Here is a 16,693-nt window from a genome sequence, read left to right as displayed (position 1 = left end):
GGACAACCTTGACAGCGGAGGGAAACCTCCGCGTACTCTCGCGGCACGGCCCTGCTGAGGGGCTCGGCCGTGCCCGCGCCGCTCGGCGCACTCGTGTGAAGGCATCACCCCGTTCTGACGACCAATGCGTCCGGGAGCCTTCGCATGCCATCCGACACCTCCGCCAACGTCCCCTGCCGTTCCCGCGGCCGGCTCCGCGCCCGGTCCCATGTGCGGCCCCGCGTCCGGCCCTGTACGGCGCAGAGGAACCGCGCGCACCGCGCGGGGTACGTCCGATGAGGCCGCAGCTGGTGATCGTGGGGGCCGGGCCGCGGGGGACCGGTGTCCTCGAACGCCTCGCCGCCAACGCGCCGGAGCTGTACGCGGGCCCGGGCCTCGACATCCACCTCGTCGACCCCCATCCACCGGGCGGCGGACGCATCTGGCGCGAGGAGCAGTCACCGCTGCTGTGGATGAACTCGCACGCCGAGGACGTCACCATGTTCACCGACGAGACCGTGACCATGGACGGCCCGGTGCGCGAGGGCCCCACACTGCACGAGTGGGCCGCACTGGACGGCCGCACCTTCGCCGACCGCCGGCTCCAGGGCCGCTATCTGCGCTGGGTGTACGAGCAGGCCCGCGCCGGCCTGCCGCCCGGCGTCGGCGTGCACCACCATCCGCGGCGCGCCCTGCGGGTCACCGGATCGCGCGAGGGCCGCCAGCAGGTGTGGCTGGAGGGCAGCCCGCGCCCCCTCCTCGCCGACCTGGTCGTCCTCGCCCTCGGCCATCTGGACGCCGAACCGGACGACGAACAGGCCCGGTTGGCCGCGTACGCCGCCGAACACGGCCTGCTCCACCTGCCGCCCGACTTCACGGCCGACAGCGACCTGTCCGCGCTGCCGGCCGGTGAACCCGTCCTGGTACGGGGCTTCGGGCTGGCCTTCGTGGACCTGATGGTGCTCCTCACCGAGGGACGCGGCGGACGGTACCGGGACGGCGCCTACCTCCCCTCGGGCCGCGAACCGGTGCTGTACGTCGGCTCGCGGCGCGGGGTGCCGTACCACTCGAAGATCGGTTACGACTGGACCGGCGCCCGCCCCCCGCTGCCCCGATTCCTCGGGCCGGCCGAGGTCCGGGAACTGCTGGCCAGACCCGGGGGCTTCGACTTCCGGCGCGATGTGTGGCCCCTGGTGGAGAAGGAGCTGGGCTTCGCCCACTACCACCGGCTGTTCGGCGCGCATCCGGAACGTACGGCGATGGCCTGGACCGACTTCGAGGAGAGGTACGCGACCGCCGGCGACCCCGCCGAGGCCCGGGCGCTGATCGCCGCCGCCGTACCGGACCCGGCGGACCGCCTCGACCTCGCCGCACTGGACCACCCGCTCGCCGGAGTGCGCCACACCTCCCACGAGGCGTTCCAGGAAGGACTGCGGGACTATGTCGAGGGCGACCTGAGCCGCCGTCACGACCCGGCGCACAGCGCCGACCTCGGGGTCTTCCTCGGGCTGCTCTCCGTCTACGGGCAGCTCGTGCGGCTCGGGGACACAGGCCCCTGGTGGCACGGGTTCTTCAGCTATCTGGCGTCCGGCCCGCCCGGGCCCCGGCTGCGGCAGATGCTCGCGCTGTCCCGGGCCGGTCTGCTCCGGTTCGTCGGTGCCGACATGGCCGTCACCGCCGAGGACGGGGTGTTCCGGGCCGCCAGCCCCACCGTGCCGGGCTTCCACATCGAGGCGCGGGCACTGGTCGAGGCCCGGCTGCCCGCGCCCACCGTCGGCCGGGCCCGCGACGGACTGCTGCGCGAGCTGCACGACGACGGCGCCTGCGAGACCCCCGCTGGGCTGCTCCGGGTCGATCCCGGCGACGGCCGCATCCTCGACGGTGCCGGACGCCCCCATCCGCGGCGCTTCGCCCTCGGCCCCTACACCGACGCCCGTACCCCCGGCGCCTTCACCCGGCCGCGCACCGGCGGCGCCGCCTTCCGGCAGAACGACGCCACCGCCCGGGCGGTGCTGACCTTCCTGCGGGACCTGGCCGGCCGGTGCGGGTGGCGGGCCGAGGTGGTGGTGTGAGCGCCTCGCGGTACGGCCGGGGGCTGTTGCACCTCGCCGCCGCCGTCGATCAGCCGGACTCCCCCGACGCCGGCTCCTACGCCGAGCTGGCCCGGCTCGCCGAGCGCGGCGGGCTGGACTTCGTGACGCTGGACGACTCTCCGGGCCGGCCCGGCTTCGACGCGCTCGAGACGCTGTCCCGAGTGGCGTCCGCGACCCGCCGGATCGGGCTGGTCCCCACGGTCACCGCCCGCACCGGGCCCTTGCGGGCGCAGACGGCCGTGGCCGGCCTGGACCAGGTCAGCGGGGGGCGGGCGGGCTGGCGGATCGACGTGTCCGCCACCGGGGAGGACGCTCCGCCGTCCGGCCCCCGTCCGGTGGCTGCGGTGCCACGGCCGCCGCACGGACACCTCGTCCGCGTGGTCGACGTCGACGCCACCGGGGCCGGGGCCGCGGCCGACGCCGCCGGGTACGCGGACGTGGTCCTCGTCCGCGCCGTCACCGCGGTGCAAGCCGCAGCCGTACGCGACCGGCTGCGCGCGCGGGCGGACCGGTTCGGGCGGAAGCCGGACTCCCTGCGGGTGCTGGCGAGTCTGCTGGTGGACCTCGGTGACGGTGAGCACGCGGCCGAGCCCGGGCACGGCGGAGGGGGACCGCGGCAGACCGCGCAGGGCCCCTTGTACCGGGGCGGTCCGGTCGATCTCGCGGAGCTGGTCGCCGCCTGGCACGCCGACGGCGCCGCGGACGGGTTCCACCTCGTCCCCGTCGAACCGCGCCGCGATCTGGAGAGGCTGGTCAACGGCACGGTGGCGCTGCTCCAGCATCGAGGGCTGTTCCGCACCTTCTACCCGGGCAGCACCCTGCGCGAGCACCTCGGCCTGTCCGGCTCCACCGACCGGCCCGCCGACCGCCCCGCCGACCGGCTCACCGAGCGGCCTGTCGATCGGCCCGCCGACCGCCCCGCCGACCGGCGCACCGGCCATCCCGTTGTGACCGGGGCAACCCGGTATGGAAAGGTCGATCGCACGGGAAAGGAAACGACGGCATGACGACGGACGCCTCCGACGCGTGGGAGCACTGGCACGCCGAGCGTGAGAAGACGGTCTCGGCGCCCTACGGCCCGCTCGCGCTGACGGCCACGCACTGGGTCGGGGACTATCCGGAAGGGCGACTTCCGGACATTCCCGGGATCTGGGTGGCGGATGGTGCGGGAATTGTGCTCACCGCCACCGAGACCGACGGCCTGACCGTGGACGGCCGGCCCTTCACCGGGGAGGTCCACCTCGCCGCCGACCGCGGGCCGGAGTCCGGGGCCCGCGTCGCGCTCGGCGGGAAACGGCTGTTCGTGCTGGTCCGCGAGGGCGTCTGGGGCGTACGGGTGTACGACCCCGAGTTCCCTGCCCGTCGTGCCTTCCGGGGTGTCGAGGTCACTCCGCACGCCTCCCGCTGGTCGGTGCCGGGACGCTTCACGCCCTACGCCGGCCCGCGCACCGTGCGCGTCGGCAACGCGGACGGCCGTGAACGCGGGCTCGCACTCGCCGGCGAACTCGCCTTCACCCTGGCCGGACAGGAGCGGACGCTGCAGGTCGCGCAGCAGGGCGACGGGCTGCTGTGGGCGGTGTTCGCCGACGCCACCAGCGGCGACACCAGCTTCCGGTTCCGCTTCCTCTATCCGCAGGCACCGGACGCCGAGGGCCGTACCGTCGTCGACTTCAACCGCGCCCAGCTCCCGCCGTGCGCCTTCGCCGACCACTTCGTCTGCCCGTTCCCGCCCCCCGGCAACACGCTCGACGTGGCGATCGACGCGGGGGAGCGTGCGCTGGGCTGAGCCCCGGGGGAAGGGGGGCCTGACCGGCGGAACGTGGGCTGAGCCGGTGTCAGGGGAACGCCGCCCGGGGATCCGCTGAGCCGGCGTCAGAAGACGCGCCGGGGCGGCGCGCGTGCGCCACGAGGCCCGAGGTAGTTCAAAATCCGACGGCCGAAAGGCGCCCTTGTGCCGACCGGCCGTTCGGCCGAATACTCCCCCTCAGCGCTTGTCAGGAACATGCATGTTCGGGAATCAACCGCATACCTGACTGCGCCTCACGGGCCCCGACCCCACGCGGGCCCCCGATTTCCCATGGAGGGAACGAAACGTGAGGATCAAGCGCACCACTCCCCGCAGCGCCACTGCCAGACGGACCCGGCTGGTGGCCGTGGCCACCGGCTTCCTGGCCGCGGCGGCGTTCGCCGCCCCCACCGCGAACGCCAGTGACGCCCACCCGTTCAGCGCCACCCAGCTCACCAGCGCGAGCGCCTCCGTCCTCAAGGCCGACATCCCCGGTACGGCCTGGGCGGTGGACAGCAAGACCAACCGGGTCCTCGTCACCGTCGACAGCACGGTGTCCAAGGCCGAGATCGCCAAGATCAAGAAACAGGCCGGCGGCAACGCGGGCGCGCTCACCATCAAGCACACCTCCGGCAAGTTCAACAAGCTGATCACCGGCGGCGACGCCATCTACGGCGGCTCCTACCGCTGCTCGCTCGGCTTCAACGTGCGCAGCGGCAGCACCTACTACTTCCTGACCGCCGGCCACTGCGGTCAGGTCGCCTCCACCTGGTACAGCAACTCCGCCCACACGACCGTGCTGGGCACGAACGTCGGCTACAGCTTCCCGGGCAACGACTTCGCGCTGGTCCGCTACACCAACTCCTCGGTCGCGCACCCGAGCGCGGTCGGCAGCCAGACCATCAGCAGCGCGGCCACCCCGTCCGTGGGCACGACCGTCTACCGGCGCGGCTCGACCACCGGCACCCACAGCGGCCGGGTCACCGCGCTCAACGCCACGGTCAACTACGGCAGCGGTGACGTCGTCTACGGCCTGATCCAGACCACGGTCTGCGCCGAAGGCGGCGACAGCGGCGGCCCGCTCTACGGGGGCAGCGTGGCCTACGGTCTGACCTCGGGCGGCAGCGGCGACTGCACCTCCGGCGGTACGACCTTCTTCCAGCCGGTCACCGAGGCACTGAGCTACTACGGGGTCACGCTTCCCTGACGGACTGACTCCCGGTTCCGCCGAGCCCCCGCACGCCATGCCGCGTGCGGGGGCTCTCGGCTGGGCGGAACGGCCGGATACGGGGGCGGTTTTCGGCCACGGGCGGCGATCGCGGTCCGCCTGGCGGTTACTCGCTCGTAGTGTTTGCTGCGCGAATTCCCTGACGTGGGGGCGCGCGGCCGTGCCGAACGGGGCGCGCAGGTCCTCCGTGCGCGCGTCCTGAAGTCGACCTTGTGTGCTCCCTGTGCGGTTCGGAAGAGTGGGCGCCCGCCAACCAGCCTTCCGGCCCGTCAGGCCCCCACAACCTCACCGGCCGGCCCCCACAGGAGGACGTGACTTGAAGCACCGACGCATAACCGGCCGGCGGACCGCCATGACCGGCGCGGGCATCGCCGCACTGGTCGCCGCGGGTGTCACCTTGCAGAATGCGAACGCCAGCGAGCCCGCGAAGCCCGCGCCGGAGCTGCGGGTCCTGTCCGCGCCGGCGGCCGGAAAGCTCGCCTCCAGCCTGAACGGCGACCTCGGCGCCGCCGGGGCGGGCAGCTACTACGACGCCCACGCGAAGAGCCTCGTCGTGAACGTGCTCGACCGGGCCGCCGCCAGGACCGTCGAGGCGGCCGGGGCCAAGGCCAGAATCGTCACCAACTCCCTGGCCGAACTCGGCGCCGCGCGGGCGACGCTGAAGAAGGACGCGACCATCCCCGGCACCTCCTGGGCGATCGACCCGGTCGGCGACAAGGTCGTCGTCACCGCCGACCGGACGGTGTCCGAAACGCAGTGGGACAAGCTGGCCAAGGTGATCGACGGACTCGGCGGCAAGGCCGAACTGAAGCGTTCCAGGGGAGAGTTCAAGCCCTTCATCGCCGGGGGTGACGCGATCACCGGTTCGGGTGGGCGTTGCTCGCTCGGCTTCAACGTGGTCAAGGGCGGCCAGCCGTACTTCCTGACCGCCGGGCACTGCACCGAGTCCATCTCGACCTGGACGGACTCCAGCGGCAAGCAGATCGGGCGGAACGCGGAGTCCCACTTCCCGGGCACCGACTTCGGCCTGGTCGCGTACACGGCCCAGGTCGACCACCCGAGCGAGGTCGACCTCTACAACGGCTCCACCCAGCAGATCACCGGCGCCGCCGAGGCCACCGTCGGGATGAAGGTCACCCGCAGCGGCTCGACCACCCAGGTGCACTCCGGCACGGTCACCGGCCTGAACGCCACCGTCAACTACTCCGAGGGCTCGGTCGGCGGCCTGGTCCAGACCGACGTGTGCGCCGAGCCCGGTGACAGCGGCGGCTCGCTGTTCTCGGGGAGCGACGCGATCGGGCTGACGTCCGGCGGCAGTGGTGACTGCACCTCCGGCGGGGAGACGTTCTTCCAGCCGGTCACCGCGGCCCTGTCGGCCACGGGAGCGCGGATCGGCTGAACCGGCAGCGACCCCCATGATCTCCCGCCCCGGGCGCCCGGGGCGGGAGATCGTTTTTTTCGGGGCCGTGGCTGGGGCGGGGGTCGGGGTCGGGGCCGTTGCCGGGGCCGGGGGCCGGGATGGAGGGAGAACGCTGCTCCGCCTGCCCGGCGCGGTGGGTGGCCCCGCCGAGCCGGGTCCCCGGGTGGCTGTGTCATGTCCCCGCAGACGCGGTCTGCGCGGTGTTTACGCAGGTGGGAGGCGGCCGAGCGCGTGTCGCACAGATGTTCGGGAATGGGGGTATGGTGGAGTGCGGAAGTGGGAACTGATGTTCGAGAGTCGTTCGGGACTCACGAGTGCGGGGAGGTGCGTGTGCCGGGTTTCACGCATCTGCACACCGCCTCCGGGTTCTCCCTGCGGCACGGGGCGTCCCACCCGGAGCGGCTGGCCGAGCGCGCCTCGGAGCGGGGCATGGACGCCCTCGCCCTCACCGACCGCGACACCCTCGCCGGCGCGGTCCGCTTCACCAAGGCCTGCGCCAAGGTCGGCGTCCGCCCGCTGTTCGGGGTGGACCTGGCGGTGGAACCGGCCCAGGCCGTACGCGGTGAGCGGCGCCGTACCCCGGTGCGGGGCGGCGCCTTCCTCGACGAGTCGGCCCCTCGGGTGACCTTCCTCGCCCGGGACGGCGCACGGGGCTGGGCCGGCCTGTGCCGGCTCGTCACGGCCGCGCACGCGGGCGGGGGCGCTCCGCTGCTGCCCTGGTCCGGGCAGCAGGGCGACGGACTGGTCGTCCTGCTCGGTCCGGGCTCCGACGTCGGACGCGCGCTCGCCGCGGGACGGCCCGACCGGGCCGCGACCCTGCTGGCCCCGTGGCGCGAGGTCTACGGCGACGCCCTGCGCCTCGAGGCCGTCTGGCACGGCCGCACCGGCACGGGGACCGGTTCCCTGCGGCTCGCCGCCCGTACCGTCGGCTTCGCCGCCGAGCAGGGGGTGCGGCCCGTGCTGAGCAACGCCGTCCGGTACGCCGACCCCGGTCAGGGGCCGGTCGCCGACGTGCTCGACGCCGCGCGGCGCCTGGTCCCGATCGACCCGCGCGGGGAGCTGGACTCCGGTGAGGCCTGGCTGAAGGACGCGGGCGCCATGCTCCAGGTGGCCGAGCGGGTGGTGGAGGCGGCCGGGTACCGGCGCGACACCGCGCACCGGCTGCTGGAGCAGACCCGGGCCACCGCCGCCGAGTGCCGGGTCGACCCCGAGGACGACCTCGGCATCGGCACCGTCCACTTCCCCGAGCCGCACCTCGTCGGCGCCGGCCGCCGCACCGCCCAGCGGGCCCTCGCCTCGCGGGCGGCCGCGGGCATGGTGCGGCTCGGCCACGGCGGCCGGCGCGCGTACTGGGAGCGGATGCACCACGAGCTGGACATCATCGCCCACCACGGCTTCGCCTCCTACTTCCTGACGGTCGCTCAGGTCGTGGACGACGTACGGGCGATGGGGATCCGGGTGGCCGCGCGCGGCTCCGGAGCCGGGTCGCTCGTCAACCACCTCCTCGGGATCGCGCACGCCGATCCGGTCGAGCACGGACTGCTGATGGAACGCTTCCTGTCCAAGGAACGCGTGGTGCTGCCCGACATCGACATCGACGTGGAGTCCGCGCGCCGGCTCGAGGTGTACCGGGCGATCATCGACCGGTTCGGCGGCGAGCGGGTCGCCACCGTCTCGATGCCGGAGACCTACCGGGTCCGGCACGCGATCCGGGACGTGGGTGCCGCCCTGTCCATGGACCCGGCCGAGATCGACCGGGTCGCCAAGTCCTTTCCGCACATCCGGGCGCGGGACGCGCGCGCGGCGCTGGAGGAACTGCCCGAGCTGAAACGGCTGGCGGGGGAGAAGGAGAGGTACGGCAGGCTCTGGGAGCTGGTCGAGGCGCTCGACGCCCTGCCGCGCGGGATCGCCATGCACCCGTGCGGGGTGCTGCTCTCCGACGCCTCCCTGCTCGCCCGTACGCCGGTGGTGCCGACCAGCGGCGAGGGGCTGCCGATGGCGCAGTTCGACAAGGAGGACGTGGAGGACCTCGGGCTGCTCAAGCTGGACGTGCTGGGCGTGCGGATGCAGTCGGCGATGGCGCACGCGGTCGCCGAGGTCGAGCGGGTGTCGGGCGAGCGGGTCGACCTGGACGCGCTGGCGCCGGGCGACCCGGCGACGTACGGGCTCATCCGTTCCACCGAGACGCTCGGCTGCTTCCAGATCGAGTCGCCGGGCCAGCGTGACCTGGTCGGACGGCTGCAGCCGGCCACCTTCCACGACATGGTCGTCGACATCTCCCTCTTCCGGCCCGGACCGGTCGCCGCCGACATGGTGCGGCCGTTCATCGAGGCCCGGCACGGGCGCGCGCCGGTGCGCTATCCGCACCCGGACCTGGAGGAGCCGCTGAAGGGGACGTACGGGGTCGTCGTCTTCCACGAGCAGGTCATCGACATCGTCGCCGTCATGACCGGCTGCGGCCGGGGCGAGGCCGACCGGATCCGGCGCGGGCTGTCCGATCCGGAGTCGCAGGCCCGGATCAAGGTGTGGTTCGCGCAGCACGCGGCGGCCAGGGGGTACGACGCGGAGACGATCGGACGGACCTGGGAGATCGTCGAGGCCTTCGGGTCGTACGGCTTCTGCAAGGCGCACGCGGTCGCCTTCGCGGTGCCGACGTACCAGTCGGCGTGGTTGAAGGCCCATCACCCCGCCGCCTTCTACGCCGGGCTGCTCACGCACGACCCCGGCATGTACCCCAAGCGGCTGCTGCTGGCGGACGCGCGGCGGCGCGGGGTGCCGATCCTGCCGCTGGACGTCAATGTCTCCGGAGTCGCACACAGGATCGAACTGGTGTCTGAATCACCGGCGGTGTGGGGGCTGCGGCTCGCCCTGTGCGACGTACACGGCATCAGCGAGGCCGAGGCGCGGCGGATCGAGGACGGGCAGCCGTACTCCTCGCTGCTGGACTTCTGGGAGCGGGCCCGGCCGAGCCGGCCGCTCGCCGGGCGGCTCGCGCAGGTGGGCGCACTGGACGCGTTCGGCGCCAACCGGCGTGATCTGCAACTGCATCTGACCGAGCTGCACCGGGGCGCCCGGGGCGGCGGCGGAGGCCAGCTCCCGCTGGCCGGGGGCCGCAGGACGGCACCGGCCGGGCTGCCGGACCTGTCCTCGGCGGAACGGCTCAGCGCCGAGCTGGGCGTGCTGTCCATGGACGCCTCGCGCAATCTGATGGACGACCACCGGGAGTTCCTGAAGGAGCTGGGCGTGGTCTCGGCGCGCCGGCTGCGCGAGGCACGGCACGGCGAGACCGTGCTGGTCGCGGGCGCCAAGGCGGCCACCCAGACCCCGCCGATCCGGTCCGGCAAGCGGGTCATCTTCTCCACGCTGGACGACGGCACGGGCCTGGTCGACCTCGCCTTCTTCGACGACTCCCACGACGCCTGCGCGCACACCGTCTTCCACTCCTGGCTGCTGCTGGTGCGCGGAGTGGTGCAGCGGCGCGGCCCGCGCAGCCTGAGCGTGGTGGGCGCCGCCGCCTGGAACCTCGCCGAACTGGTCGACGTGCGCGGCGAGGAGGGCCTCGACGGGGTGGCGGCACGGCTGGCCGAACCGTCCGGCACGGCGGGTGACGGAACGAGGGCGCGGGACGCATCGGCGGCAGGGGACGGCGGTGGTCCGTCCCGGGCCCGGCTCGCCGGATCCGACGGGCTGCCCCCACCGGCCGGCTCCGCGGCCCGCGACCCGATGGAGGGCCGGACGATCCGTATGCCCACGGGGTACGAGATGCACCCCTGGGCGGATCTGCGCCCCGCGGGCGAGGGGCCCGCGGTGGGAAGGAAACTGTGGCACCAGAGTCCGGGGAGTGCGGGATGACCATCCTCTGCGTACGTTTCCAGCTGCCGCCGATGTACGAGACGGCCCTGCCGGGGCTGCTCGGACTGCTGGAGGACTTCACGCCGGTCGTCCAGGCGCTGCCACCCGACGGGGCGCTGGCCGATCTCCGGGGCGCCGAACGGTACTTCGGGCGCAGCGCCGTGGAACTGGCCTCGGTGATCCGGGTCCGGGCCCTGGCCCGGTACGGCGTCGACTGTGCGATCGGCGCCGGTCCGGGCCCGATGCTGGCCAGGGTGGCGCTGCGTGCCGCCCGGCCCGGGGTGACCTGCGCGGTGCCCGAGGACCCGGACGGCATCGCGGAGTTCCTCGCCGGCCTGCCGGTGTCGGCGCTGCCCGGCGTCGGCGCGGCGACCACCCGCACCCTGTGCGAGTACGGGCTGGACACCCTCGGCCTGGTCGCCGCCGCGCCGCTGTCCACGCTCCAGCGGCTGATCGGCGCGAAGACGGGCCGCGAACTGCGCGAGAAGGCGAGCGGCATCGACCGGAGCCGGGTCGTCCCGAACGCCGTCTCGCGTTCCCTGGTCACCGAACGCCCCTTCGACGTGGACGAACTGGATCCCGACCGGCACCGCAGGGCGCTGCTGTCGGCCGCCGAGGAGATCGGCGTCCGGCTGCGCGCGGTGGAGAAGGTCTGCCGCACCCTGACCCTCACCGTGCGCTACGCCGACCGCTCCTCGACCACCCGCAGCCGCACCCTGAAGGAACCGACCGCGCACTCGGCGGCCCTGGCCGGGACGGCCTACGGCATGTACGAGGCGCTCGGCCTGCAGCGCGCCCGGGTCCGTGCGCTCGCCCTGCGCGCCGAGGGTCTCACCCCGGCCGACCGGGCCTCCCACCAGCTCACCTTCGACCCCGTGGACGAGAAGGTCCGCCGCATCGAGGAGGTCGCGGACCGCGCGCGGGCGAAGTTCGGGCCGCGGGCGGTGATACCGGGAAGACTGGCGGCGTAGCGGGCGGCGGCTCGCCCTCCCGGGGAGGGGCCGCTTCCGCCCGGCCCCCAGGAAGGGCTCGTCCGGTCTCCCGGCGAGGGGCGCCCGGGGTCTCCCCGGGCAGGTTCAGCCGGCCCACGGCGGAGCGGCGCGCGTGCCGTCCGCGAGTCGTGCCTCCACGCAGGCGGAGGTGGTGACCCAGGAGATCGCGGTGTGGTCCGGCGGTCGCACCCCGGCGATGCGCGGGCCCGGCTGGTGGTGCCGACGGAGCGCGGGGCGGGCCTGTGTGCGGGCGGCGGAGGCGGCGGCCGCCGATGTGGTGGGGGGATGGGACGAACTGCTGGGCGAGGGGGAAGTGCGCGTGTTGCGGGTCCCATTGATGCGGATCGCCCCCTATGGTCCGATCAAGCCCGCCTGGTGATGATCCGTCAGCGTTCCGGTGACGCGCCGGTTACCGCTGGAAGTTTTTACTGACGCGTAACTTCACACTTGCACTACTCGCTCGTAACTTGACGAGTGAACAGCATCCTCGTGATCCGGATCACAGGGTCAGGCCGTCGTACCTCCCTCTGAGCCGCAAGGAGATCACTCGATGCTGCCCTGGAAGCGAGTGCTCAGACCCCTCACCGCGTTGCTGCTGACCGCCGCCGTCGCCGTCGTACCCGCCGCCACCGCCCACGCCACCGGCACCGGCACCGGCCATGCTGCCGGGACCGCCCCCGCCGCTGCCACCGCTCAGGCCGCCGCCGCTTCGGGCAGTGGCTGGAACGACTTCTCCTGCAAGCCCTCCGCCGCCCACCCCCGCCCGGTCGTCCTGGTCCACGGCACCCTGGGCAACTCCGTCGACAACTGGCTCTCCCTCGCGCCCTATCTGAAGGACCGCGGGTACTGCGTCTTCTCCCTCGACTACGGTCAGCTGACCGGCGTTCCGCTCTTCTACGGCCTCGGCCCCATCGACAGGTCGGCCGAGCAGTTGTCCGCCTACGTCGACCGGGTGCTCGCCGCCACCGGAGCCGCCAAGGCCGACCTCGTCGGCCACTCCCAGGGCGGCATGATGCCCCGCTACTACCTGAAGTTCCTCGGCGGAGCCGCCAAGGTGAACGCCCTCGTCGGCATCGCCCCCGACAACCACGGCACCGACCTCGACGGCTTCGCCAACCTGCTGCCGTACTTCCCCGGCGCCGAGGACCTGATCAAGGCCACCACCCCCGGCCTCGCCGACCAGCTCAGGGGATCGGCGTTCCTCACCAAGCTCAACGCGGGCGGCGACACCGTCCCCGGAGTGCACTACACGGTCATCGCCACCCAGCACGACGAGGTCGTCACCCCCTGGCGCACCCAGTACCTGAACGGCTCGGACGTCCACAACGTCCTGCTGCAGGACCTGTGCCCGCTCGACCTCTCCGAACACGTGGCGATCGGCCTGATCGACCGGATCGCCTTCCACGAGGTGGCCAACGCACTCGACCCGGCCCACGCCACCGCCACGACCTGCGCGTCCGTCTTCAGCTGACGCGCCTGACGCCCCCGATCCGGCTGACGCGCCTGAGGCACCTGAACGTCTGAGGACGCCGACGCACCTGAGTGCCCGCCATGTCCGAGGTGCCGTCACACCCGAGGTTCCGTCATACCTGAGGCCCTGTCACACCTGGGGACCTGTCATACCTGAGGACCTGGCGCGCCAAGCGCGCCGCCGGGGCCCGTCCGGCCTGAGCCGCCGGAGGGGCCCCGGAACACCTCACCGGCGGTGGCCGCCGGCCGTGGCGCGCCGGCGCACGGACGCGAACAGCACCGCCGAACCGAGCGCCAGCGTCGCCGCGCCGCCGATCGCGAGGTACGAGGTGCCGGCGGACGCGCCGGTCTCCGCGAGGTTCCCCGGGGACCCGGCGGCCATCGGCCGGTCGGCCGGGGCGCCGGGCTCCGCCGAGGTGCTCGCGTCGTCGTCGCCGTGGCCGTGGTGCTCGATCGTCGACCTGTCGGCACCCGCCGCGATCTGCTCGTCGGACGGCGCGGAGGCGGCCGGAGCCGGGGTGGCCGTGGCCGGGGCGGCCCCGGCGTCTCCCGCACGGCCGGCGCCCCCCTTGCCGCCGGCGCCCCCCTTGCCGCCGGTGTCCGCCGCGCTGCCGTTGTCCGCGGTACCACCGTTGCCGTTGCCGTTGCCGTTGCCGTTGCCGTTGGTATCGGTGTCGCCGCTTCCGCTTCCGCTTCCGCCGAAGTCGACGTCCGAGCAGGAGTAGAACGCCTCCGGGCTGTCCGAGCGCTGCCAGACCGCGTACAGCAGCTGACGCCCGGACCGCTCGGGGAGCGAGCCGGAGAAGGTGTAGAAGCCGCCCGAGGGAACCGGGTCGGTGACCGTCGCCACCGGATGCTCCAGATCCAGCGCGGACCAGGCCAGCGGCTTCGCGGGGTCGTAACCGGGCTTGGTGAGATAGACCTCGAAGGTGCCCTTGTGCGGGGCGGTCACCCGGTACCTGAAGGTGTACGAGCCACTGTGCACGCTCGTGGCCGGCCAGTCGGCGCGGGCCAGGTCGAGGCCCTTGAACTCGTCGTTGTTCGCGCTGCACAGCCTGCCGTCCGGGACCACCTGCCGGTGCCGGCCGCCCGCGTCGCCGATCCGGATGCCGTTCCAGTCGTACAGCGCCTGCGCGCCGCCGGCCGCCACCGCCGCCTTGCACGCCGCCGAATCCGGGCTCTCCGGCCCCTCCGCGTAGCACTGCGAGACCCGGCTCACCGGGTCGCCCATCGAGCCGTGGGCGGACGCGGGGGCCGCGGCGAGAGCGGTGAGGGCGAGCGGGGTCAACCCGGTCAGGGCGGCGGCGGCCTTGCGGCGGGCGCGAGCGGGCATGCGGAACTCCTCCGAACGGTCCGTGGGGGACTGGATCCCGTGGGGTGATCAGAAGCTAGCCCCGGAAAACCGTGGAACCGCCCGCCGGAGACGGGTGGAGGAGATCCTTATGGTGCCGTTAAGGGGAGGCTCAGACTGCGCTCAGGATGGGTGCCGGCGGGGGCCCCGGCGGCGTCAGCCGTCCGGCCACCAGGTGCGTGCGACGTCCTTGCGCACTTCCGGACGCGCTTGCAGATGTCCCGAGGGGCGCTCCTGCGCCTCTTCGCGGATCCGGCGGCTGTCCGTCCTCTTCAGGGGCTTCCGCACGGTCACACGGCGCATGACTGCCTCCTTCGGTGCCTGCCGGATCCCGTGTCGTCACGGAGGCAGACGCTTTCGGCGAGAGTTCCTCATCGATGCGGCTCTGTCAGTGGCGGCTGTCACGTCCGGGTTGTCAGTGGCGTCTGTCACTCTCTGGTCATGACGAGAGAGAACGGGCCCACGGTTGCGAATGCCCCGATCGTGGACTGGGATGCACAGGCCGCCGCTTTCGACGACGAGCCGGACCACGGACTGCGCGACCCGGAAGTCCGAGCGGCCTGGGCCGCCAGGCTCCGGACCTGGCTGTCCGAGCGCCCGGCCGACCTCCTGGACCTCGGCTGCGGCACGGGCACCCTGTCACTCCTCGCGGCCGAACAGGGCCACCGCGTCACGGCCGTCGACCGGTCCCCGGCGATGGTCCAACGGGCCCGCGCCAAGCTCGCCGGGCACGACGCGGTGGTGCTGCAGGGCGAGGCCGCCACCCCGCCGGTGGGGCGGCGGCACTTCGACGCGGTCCTCGTACGGCATGTGCTGTGGACGCTGCCGGACCCGGCCGGGGCGCTGCGGCACTGGCGGGGCCTGCTGCGGCCCGGCGGCCGATTCGTGCTGGTCGAAGGCGTCTGGGGCGCCCTGCACCCCGTCGGCATACCCGCCGCCCGGCTCGCCGCCCTCCTGGAGCCGCTGGCGGAGGAGGTGTCCGTGGAGCGGCTGTCCGGTGACCCGCTGCTGTGGGGGAGGGACGTGGACGACGAGCGGTACGCGGTGGTCGCGACCGTGTGAGGCCGGGTGGGGGCTGTGCGTGAGCGGGCCGGAGGGTCCGGTGCTCAGGTCAGCAGCGTCCCGAAGCCGCCCGCGCGGGCCAGCGCCTCCAGCTCGTCGAGGGCGGCCACGGCGGCGGACGCGGCCTGCGGGTCCGTCTCCGTCAGCCCGCTCTCGGCGAACTCGTCCTCGTCGAGGCGCCGCACCTCCGACCCGTCGGCGGAGCGCCACAGGTCCAGGTCCAGGTCCTCCACGACCAGTTCCCGGCCGGAGACGACCGCGGGGCGGGTGATGTCGCAGTACCAGCCCTTCACGCCGCCGTCCGCGGCGCGGACCTCCTTCACCGAGTACCAGCGGTCGCGCCAGTAGTACTCGGTGAACACGTCCCCCGGTTCGAAGCGCACGAAGCCGAAGTCGCGGACGCCGGAGCCCGCCCAGGGGGCCCGGACGGCGATCCGGATCCCGTCGTCCCGGAGCAGCTCGGCCGGGTAACGGATCTTCGTACGGCCCGCCTTGACCAGGACGACCTGCCACCACACCGGCTCACCGGCCGAGTTCGCGGACATAGCGCACCTCCGTGGCACAGATCTCGTAGCCGAGCCACTTGTTGATCGCGATCATGGGGTCGTTCCCGGTGTCGTTGCCGGTGAAGGCTTCGGTGACACCGGCGGCGCGGGCCCGGTGCAGGGCGTGCACCTTGGCCAGCTTGGCCAGACCGCGGCCGCGGTGGGCGCGGGCGGTGCCGGTCATGGCCGTGGTGTAGCGGCCGGCGCCGTCGGTGTAGGCCACGGTGAAGGCGGCGGGGCGGCCGGCGACACAGGCGACCGTGGTCAGCTTCCGGTCCAGCAGCGGATGCCGCCAGGTCTCCTCCAGCCACGCCTCGTAGTCGCTGAACTCGACGGCCACATCGCCCGGTTCGTCCCGCACCGTCTCCGCGTCCAGCTCGAACAGCGGCCGGGGATCGTCCGCGAAGTCGGTGGCGGGGCGCAGTTCGACGTCCGGCGGAACCGGAAGCAGGGACGGGAGGCGGCCGTGCGCCAGGTCGAGACGGAGGAAATGGGCCGAACGCCCCCGGGTGTAGCCGCGCCGCTCGGCGAAGGCGCGGTGGGGGGGGGCTCGTCGAGCGCCCAGGCGAACAACCTGGTCGCACCCTGCTCGGCCAGGTACGCCTCGCCGGCCGCGACCAGCAGCCGCCCGGCGCCGCGGTGGGTCCGGTCCGGGCGGACGTACACGTTCAGACAGCCCTGGCCCGGCTCGGGGCTGTCGTGGGCGAGATGCACCTGGGCCGTGCCGATGATCTCGCCGTCCTCTTCCGCGACGAGCGGCCGGTAGCGGGCGTCGGCGTGCACATGGGCGGCCGTGTGGCGGACCGACTCCGCGGTGAACAGGATGTACGGCAGGGCCAGGCGGCGGACGTGGGCGAAACCCTCGGCGTCGGAAGGGACGTCGGGGCGGAGTGCACGCACGATCACTGTCATGGG

At 73.5% G+C, this 16,693-nt stretch carries 12 protein-coding genes and 3 pseudogenes; 10 read left to right on the top strand and 5 right to left on the bottom strand.

Annotation, left to right across the window (positions count from 1 at the left end):
* The first annotated feature begins 275 nt into the window (after positions 1 to 275).
* From ABVB68_RS29790 to ABVB68_RS29760, 7 genes are all read left to right on the top strand, one after another.
* A complete protein-coding gene (locus tag ABVB68_RS29790) occupies positions 276 to 2,051 on the top strand; it encodes an FAD/NAD(P)-binding protein (protein ID WP_353604276.1) in 1,776 nt (591 codons plus the stop codon).
* Positions 2,048 to 3,079 carry an LLM class flavin-dependent oxidoreductase gene (locus ABVB68_RS29785; protein WP_353604275.1) on the top strand — a complete coding sequence of 344 codons (1,032 nt, stop codon included), beginning with the start codon at positions 2,048 to 2,050 and terminating at the stop codon, positions 3,077 to 3,079. The genes ABVB68_RS29790 and ABVB68_RS29785 overlap by 4 nt, the downstream gene beginning before the upstream one ends.
* The gene (locus ABVB68_RS29780) at positions 3,076 to 3,858 is read left to right on the top strand and encodes a DUF1684 domain-containing protein (RefSeq protein ID WP_353604274.1); all 783 of its coding nucleotides are present in this window, start codon (positions 3,076 to 3,078) and stop codon (positions 3,856 to 3,858) included. Before ABVB68_RS29785 ends, ABVB68_RS29780 begins: the two co-directional genes overlap by 4 nt.
* 307 nt (positions 3,859 to 4,165) lie before the next feature.
* Positions 4,166 to 5,065: a S1 family peptidase gene (locus tag ABVB68_RS29775; protein WP_353604273.1), complete on the top strand. Its 900-nt coding sequence runs from the start codon at positions 4,166 to 4,168 to the stop codon at positions 5,063 to 5,065.
* 337 nt (positions 5,066 to 5,402) lie between these two features.
* Complete coding sequence (locus ABVB68_RS29770; RefSeq protein WP_353604272.1) at positions 5,403 to 6,485, top strand: S1 family peptidase; 1,083 nt, start codon at positions 5,403 to 5,405, stop codon at positions 6,483 to 6,485.
* A 351-nt stretch (positions 6,486 to 6,836) separates the two neighbouring features.
* Positions 6,837 to 10,358: a DNA polymerase III subunit alpha gene (locus tag ABVB68_RS29765; protein ID WP_353604271.1), complete on the top strand. Its 3,522-nt coding sequence runs from the start codon at positions 6,837 to 6,839 to the stop codon at positions 10,356 to 10,358.
* Entirely contained in the window at positions 10,355 to 11,329 is a 975-nt protein-coding gene (locus ABVB68_RS29760; RefSeq protein ID WP_353604270.1) for a DNA polymerase Y family protein, read from the top strand. The genes ABVB68_RS29765 and ABVB68_RS29760 overlap by 4 nt, the downstream gene beginning before the upstream one ends.
* A gap of 105 nt (positions 11,330 to 11,434) precedes the next feature.
* Here the strand turns inward: ABVB68_RS29760 and ABVB68_RS29755 are convergent.
* Positions 11,435 to 11,533 (bottom strand): annotated as a pseudogene (locus ABVB68_RS29755) (cupin domain-containing protein); the annotation flags it as partial.
* Between ABVB68_RS29755 and ABVB68_RS29750 the strand changes: the two are divergent.
* Positions 11,528 to 11,729 (top strand): annotated as a pseudogene (locus tag ABVB68_RS29750) (MarR family transcriptional regulator); the annotation flags it as partial. The pseudogenes ABVB68_RS29755 and ABVB68_RS29750 sit on opposite strands and share 6 nt — an antisense overlap.
* A 171-nt stretch (positions 11,730 to 11,900) precedes the next feature.
* Entirely contained in the window at positions 11,901 to 12,821 is a 921-nt protein-coding gene (locus ABVB68_RS29745; RefSeq protein WP_353604269.1) for an esterase/lipase family protein, read from the top strand.
* 225 nt (positions 12,822 to 13,046) lie between these two features.
* Here ABVB68_RS29745 and ABVB68_RS29740 read toward each other — a convergent pair whose 3' ends face one another.
* Positions 13,047 to 14,153 (bottom strand): lytic polysaccharide monooxygenase, encoded by a 1,107-nt coding sequence (locus ABVB68_RS29740; protein ID WP_353604268.1) that lies wholly within the window; start codon positions 14,151 to 14,153, stop codon positions 13,047 to 13,049.
* A gap of 174 nt (positions 14,154 to 14,327) precedes the next feature.
* Positions 14,328 to 14,474 carry a hypothetical protein gene (locus ABVB68_RS29735; protein ID WP_353604267.1) on the bottom strand — a complete coding sequence of 49 codons (147 nt, stop codon included), beginning with the start codon at positions 14,472 to 14,474 and terminating at the stop codon, positions 14,328 to 14,330.
* A 138-nt stretch (positions 14,475 to 14,612) separates the two neighbouring features.
* Between ABVB68_RS29735 and ABVB68_RS29730 the strand changes: the two genes are divergently transcribed.
* Entirely contained in the window at positions 14,613 to 15,233 is a 621-nt protein-coding gene (locus ABVB68_RS29730) for a class I SAM-dependent methyltransferase (RefSeq protein WP_353604266.1), read from the top strand.
* A 44-nt stretch (positions 15,234 to 15,277) separates the two neighbouring features.
* Here ABVB68_RS29730 and ABVB68_RS29725 read toward each other — a convergent pair whose 3' ends face one another.
* Both ABVB68_RS29725 and ABVB68_RS29720 read right to left on the bottom strand, forming a co-directional pair.
* A complete protein-coding gene (locus ABVB68_RS29725) occupies positions 15,278 to 15,778 on the bottom strand; it encodes a ribonuclease FAU-1 family protein (protein WP_353604265.1) in 501 nt (166 codons plus the stop codon).
* Positions 15,756 to 16,690, bottom strand: a pseudogene (locus ABVB68_RS29720) (GNAT family N-acetyltransferase). The gene ABVB68_RS29725 and the pseudogene ABVB68_RS29720 overlap by 23 nt, the downstream one beginning before the upstream one ends.
* Positions 16,691 to 16,693: the final 3 nt, after the last annotated feature.

It is taken from the genome of Streptomyces sp. NPDC096012 (genome assembly GCF_040426375.1).
GTDB lineage: Bacteria > Actinomycetota > Actinomycetes > Streptomycetales > Streptomycetaceae > Streptomyces.
Note: the sequence above shows the minus strand (reverse complement) of the source record. Positions and strands in the feature narration are given on the sequence as shown.

Coding starts and splice junctions, on each gene's coding strand:
- ABVB68_RS29735 (WP_353604267.1), bottom strand. CDS start 14,474: ATGCGCCGTGTGACCGTGCGGAAGCCCCTGAAGAGGACGGACAGCCGC.
- ABVB68_RS29760 (WP_353604270.1), top strand. CDS start 10,355: ATGACCATCCTCTGCGTACGTTTCCAGCTGCCGCCGATGTACGAGACG.
- ABVB68_RS29745 (WP_353604269.1), top strand. CDS start 11,901: ATGCTGCCCTGGAAGCGAGTGCTCAGACCCCTCACCGCGTTGCTGCTG.
- ABVB68_RS29780 (WP_353604274.1), top strand. CDS start 3,076: ATGACGACGGACGCCTCCGACGCGTGGGAGCACTGGCACGCCGAGCGT.
- ABVB68_RS29740 (WP_353604268.1), bottom strand. CDS start 14,153: ATGCCCGCTCGCGCCCGCCGCAAGGCCGCCGCCGCCCTGACCGGGTTG.
- ABVB68_RS29790 (WP_353604276.1), top strand. CDS start 276: ATGAGGCCGCAGCTGGTGATCGTGGGGGCCGGGCCGCGGGGGACCGGT.
- ABVB68_RS29725 (WP_353604265.1), bottom strand. CDS start 15,778: ATGTCCGCGAACTCGGCCGGTGAGCCGGTGTGGTGGCAGGTCGTCCTG.
- ABVB68_RS29730 (WP_353604266.1), top strand. CDS start 14,613: ATGACGAGAGAGAACGGGCCCACGGTTGCGAATGCCCCGATCGTGGAC.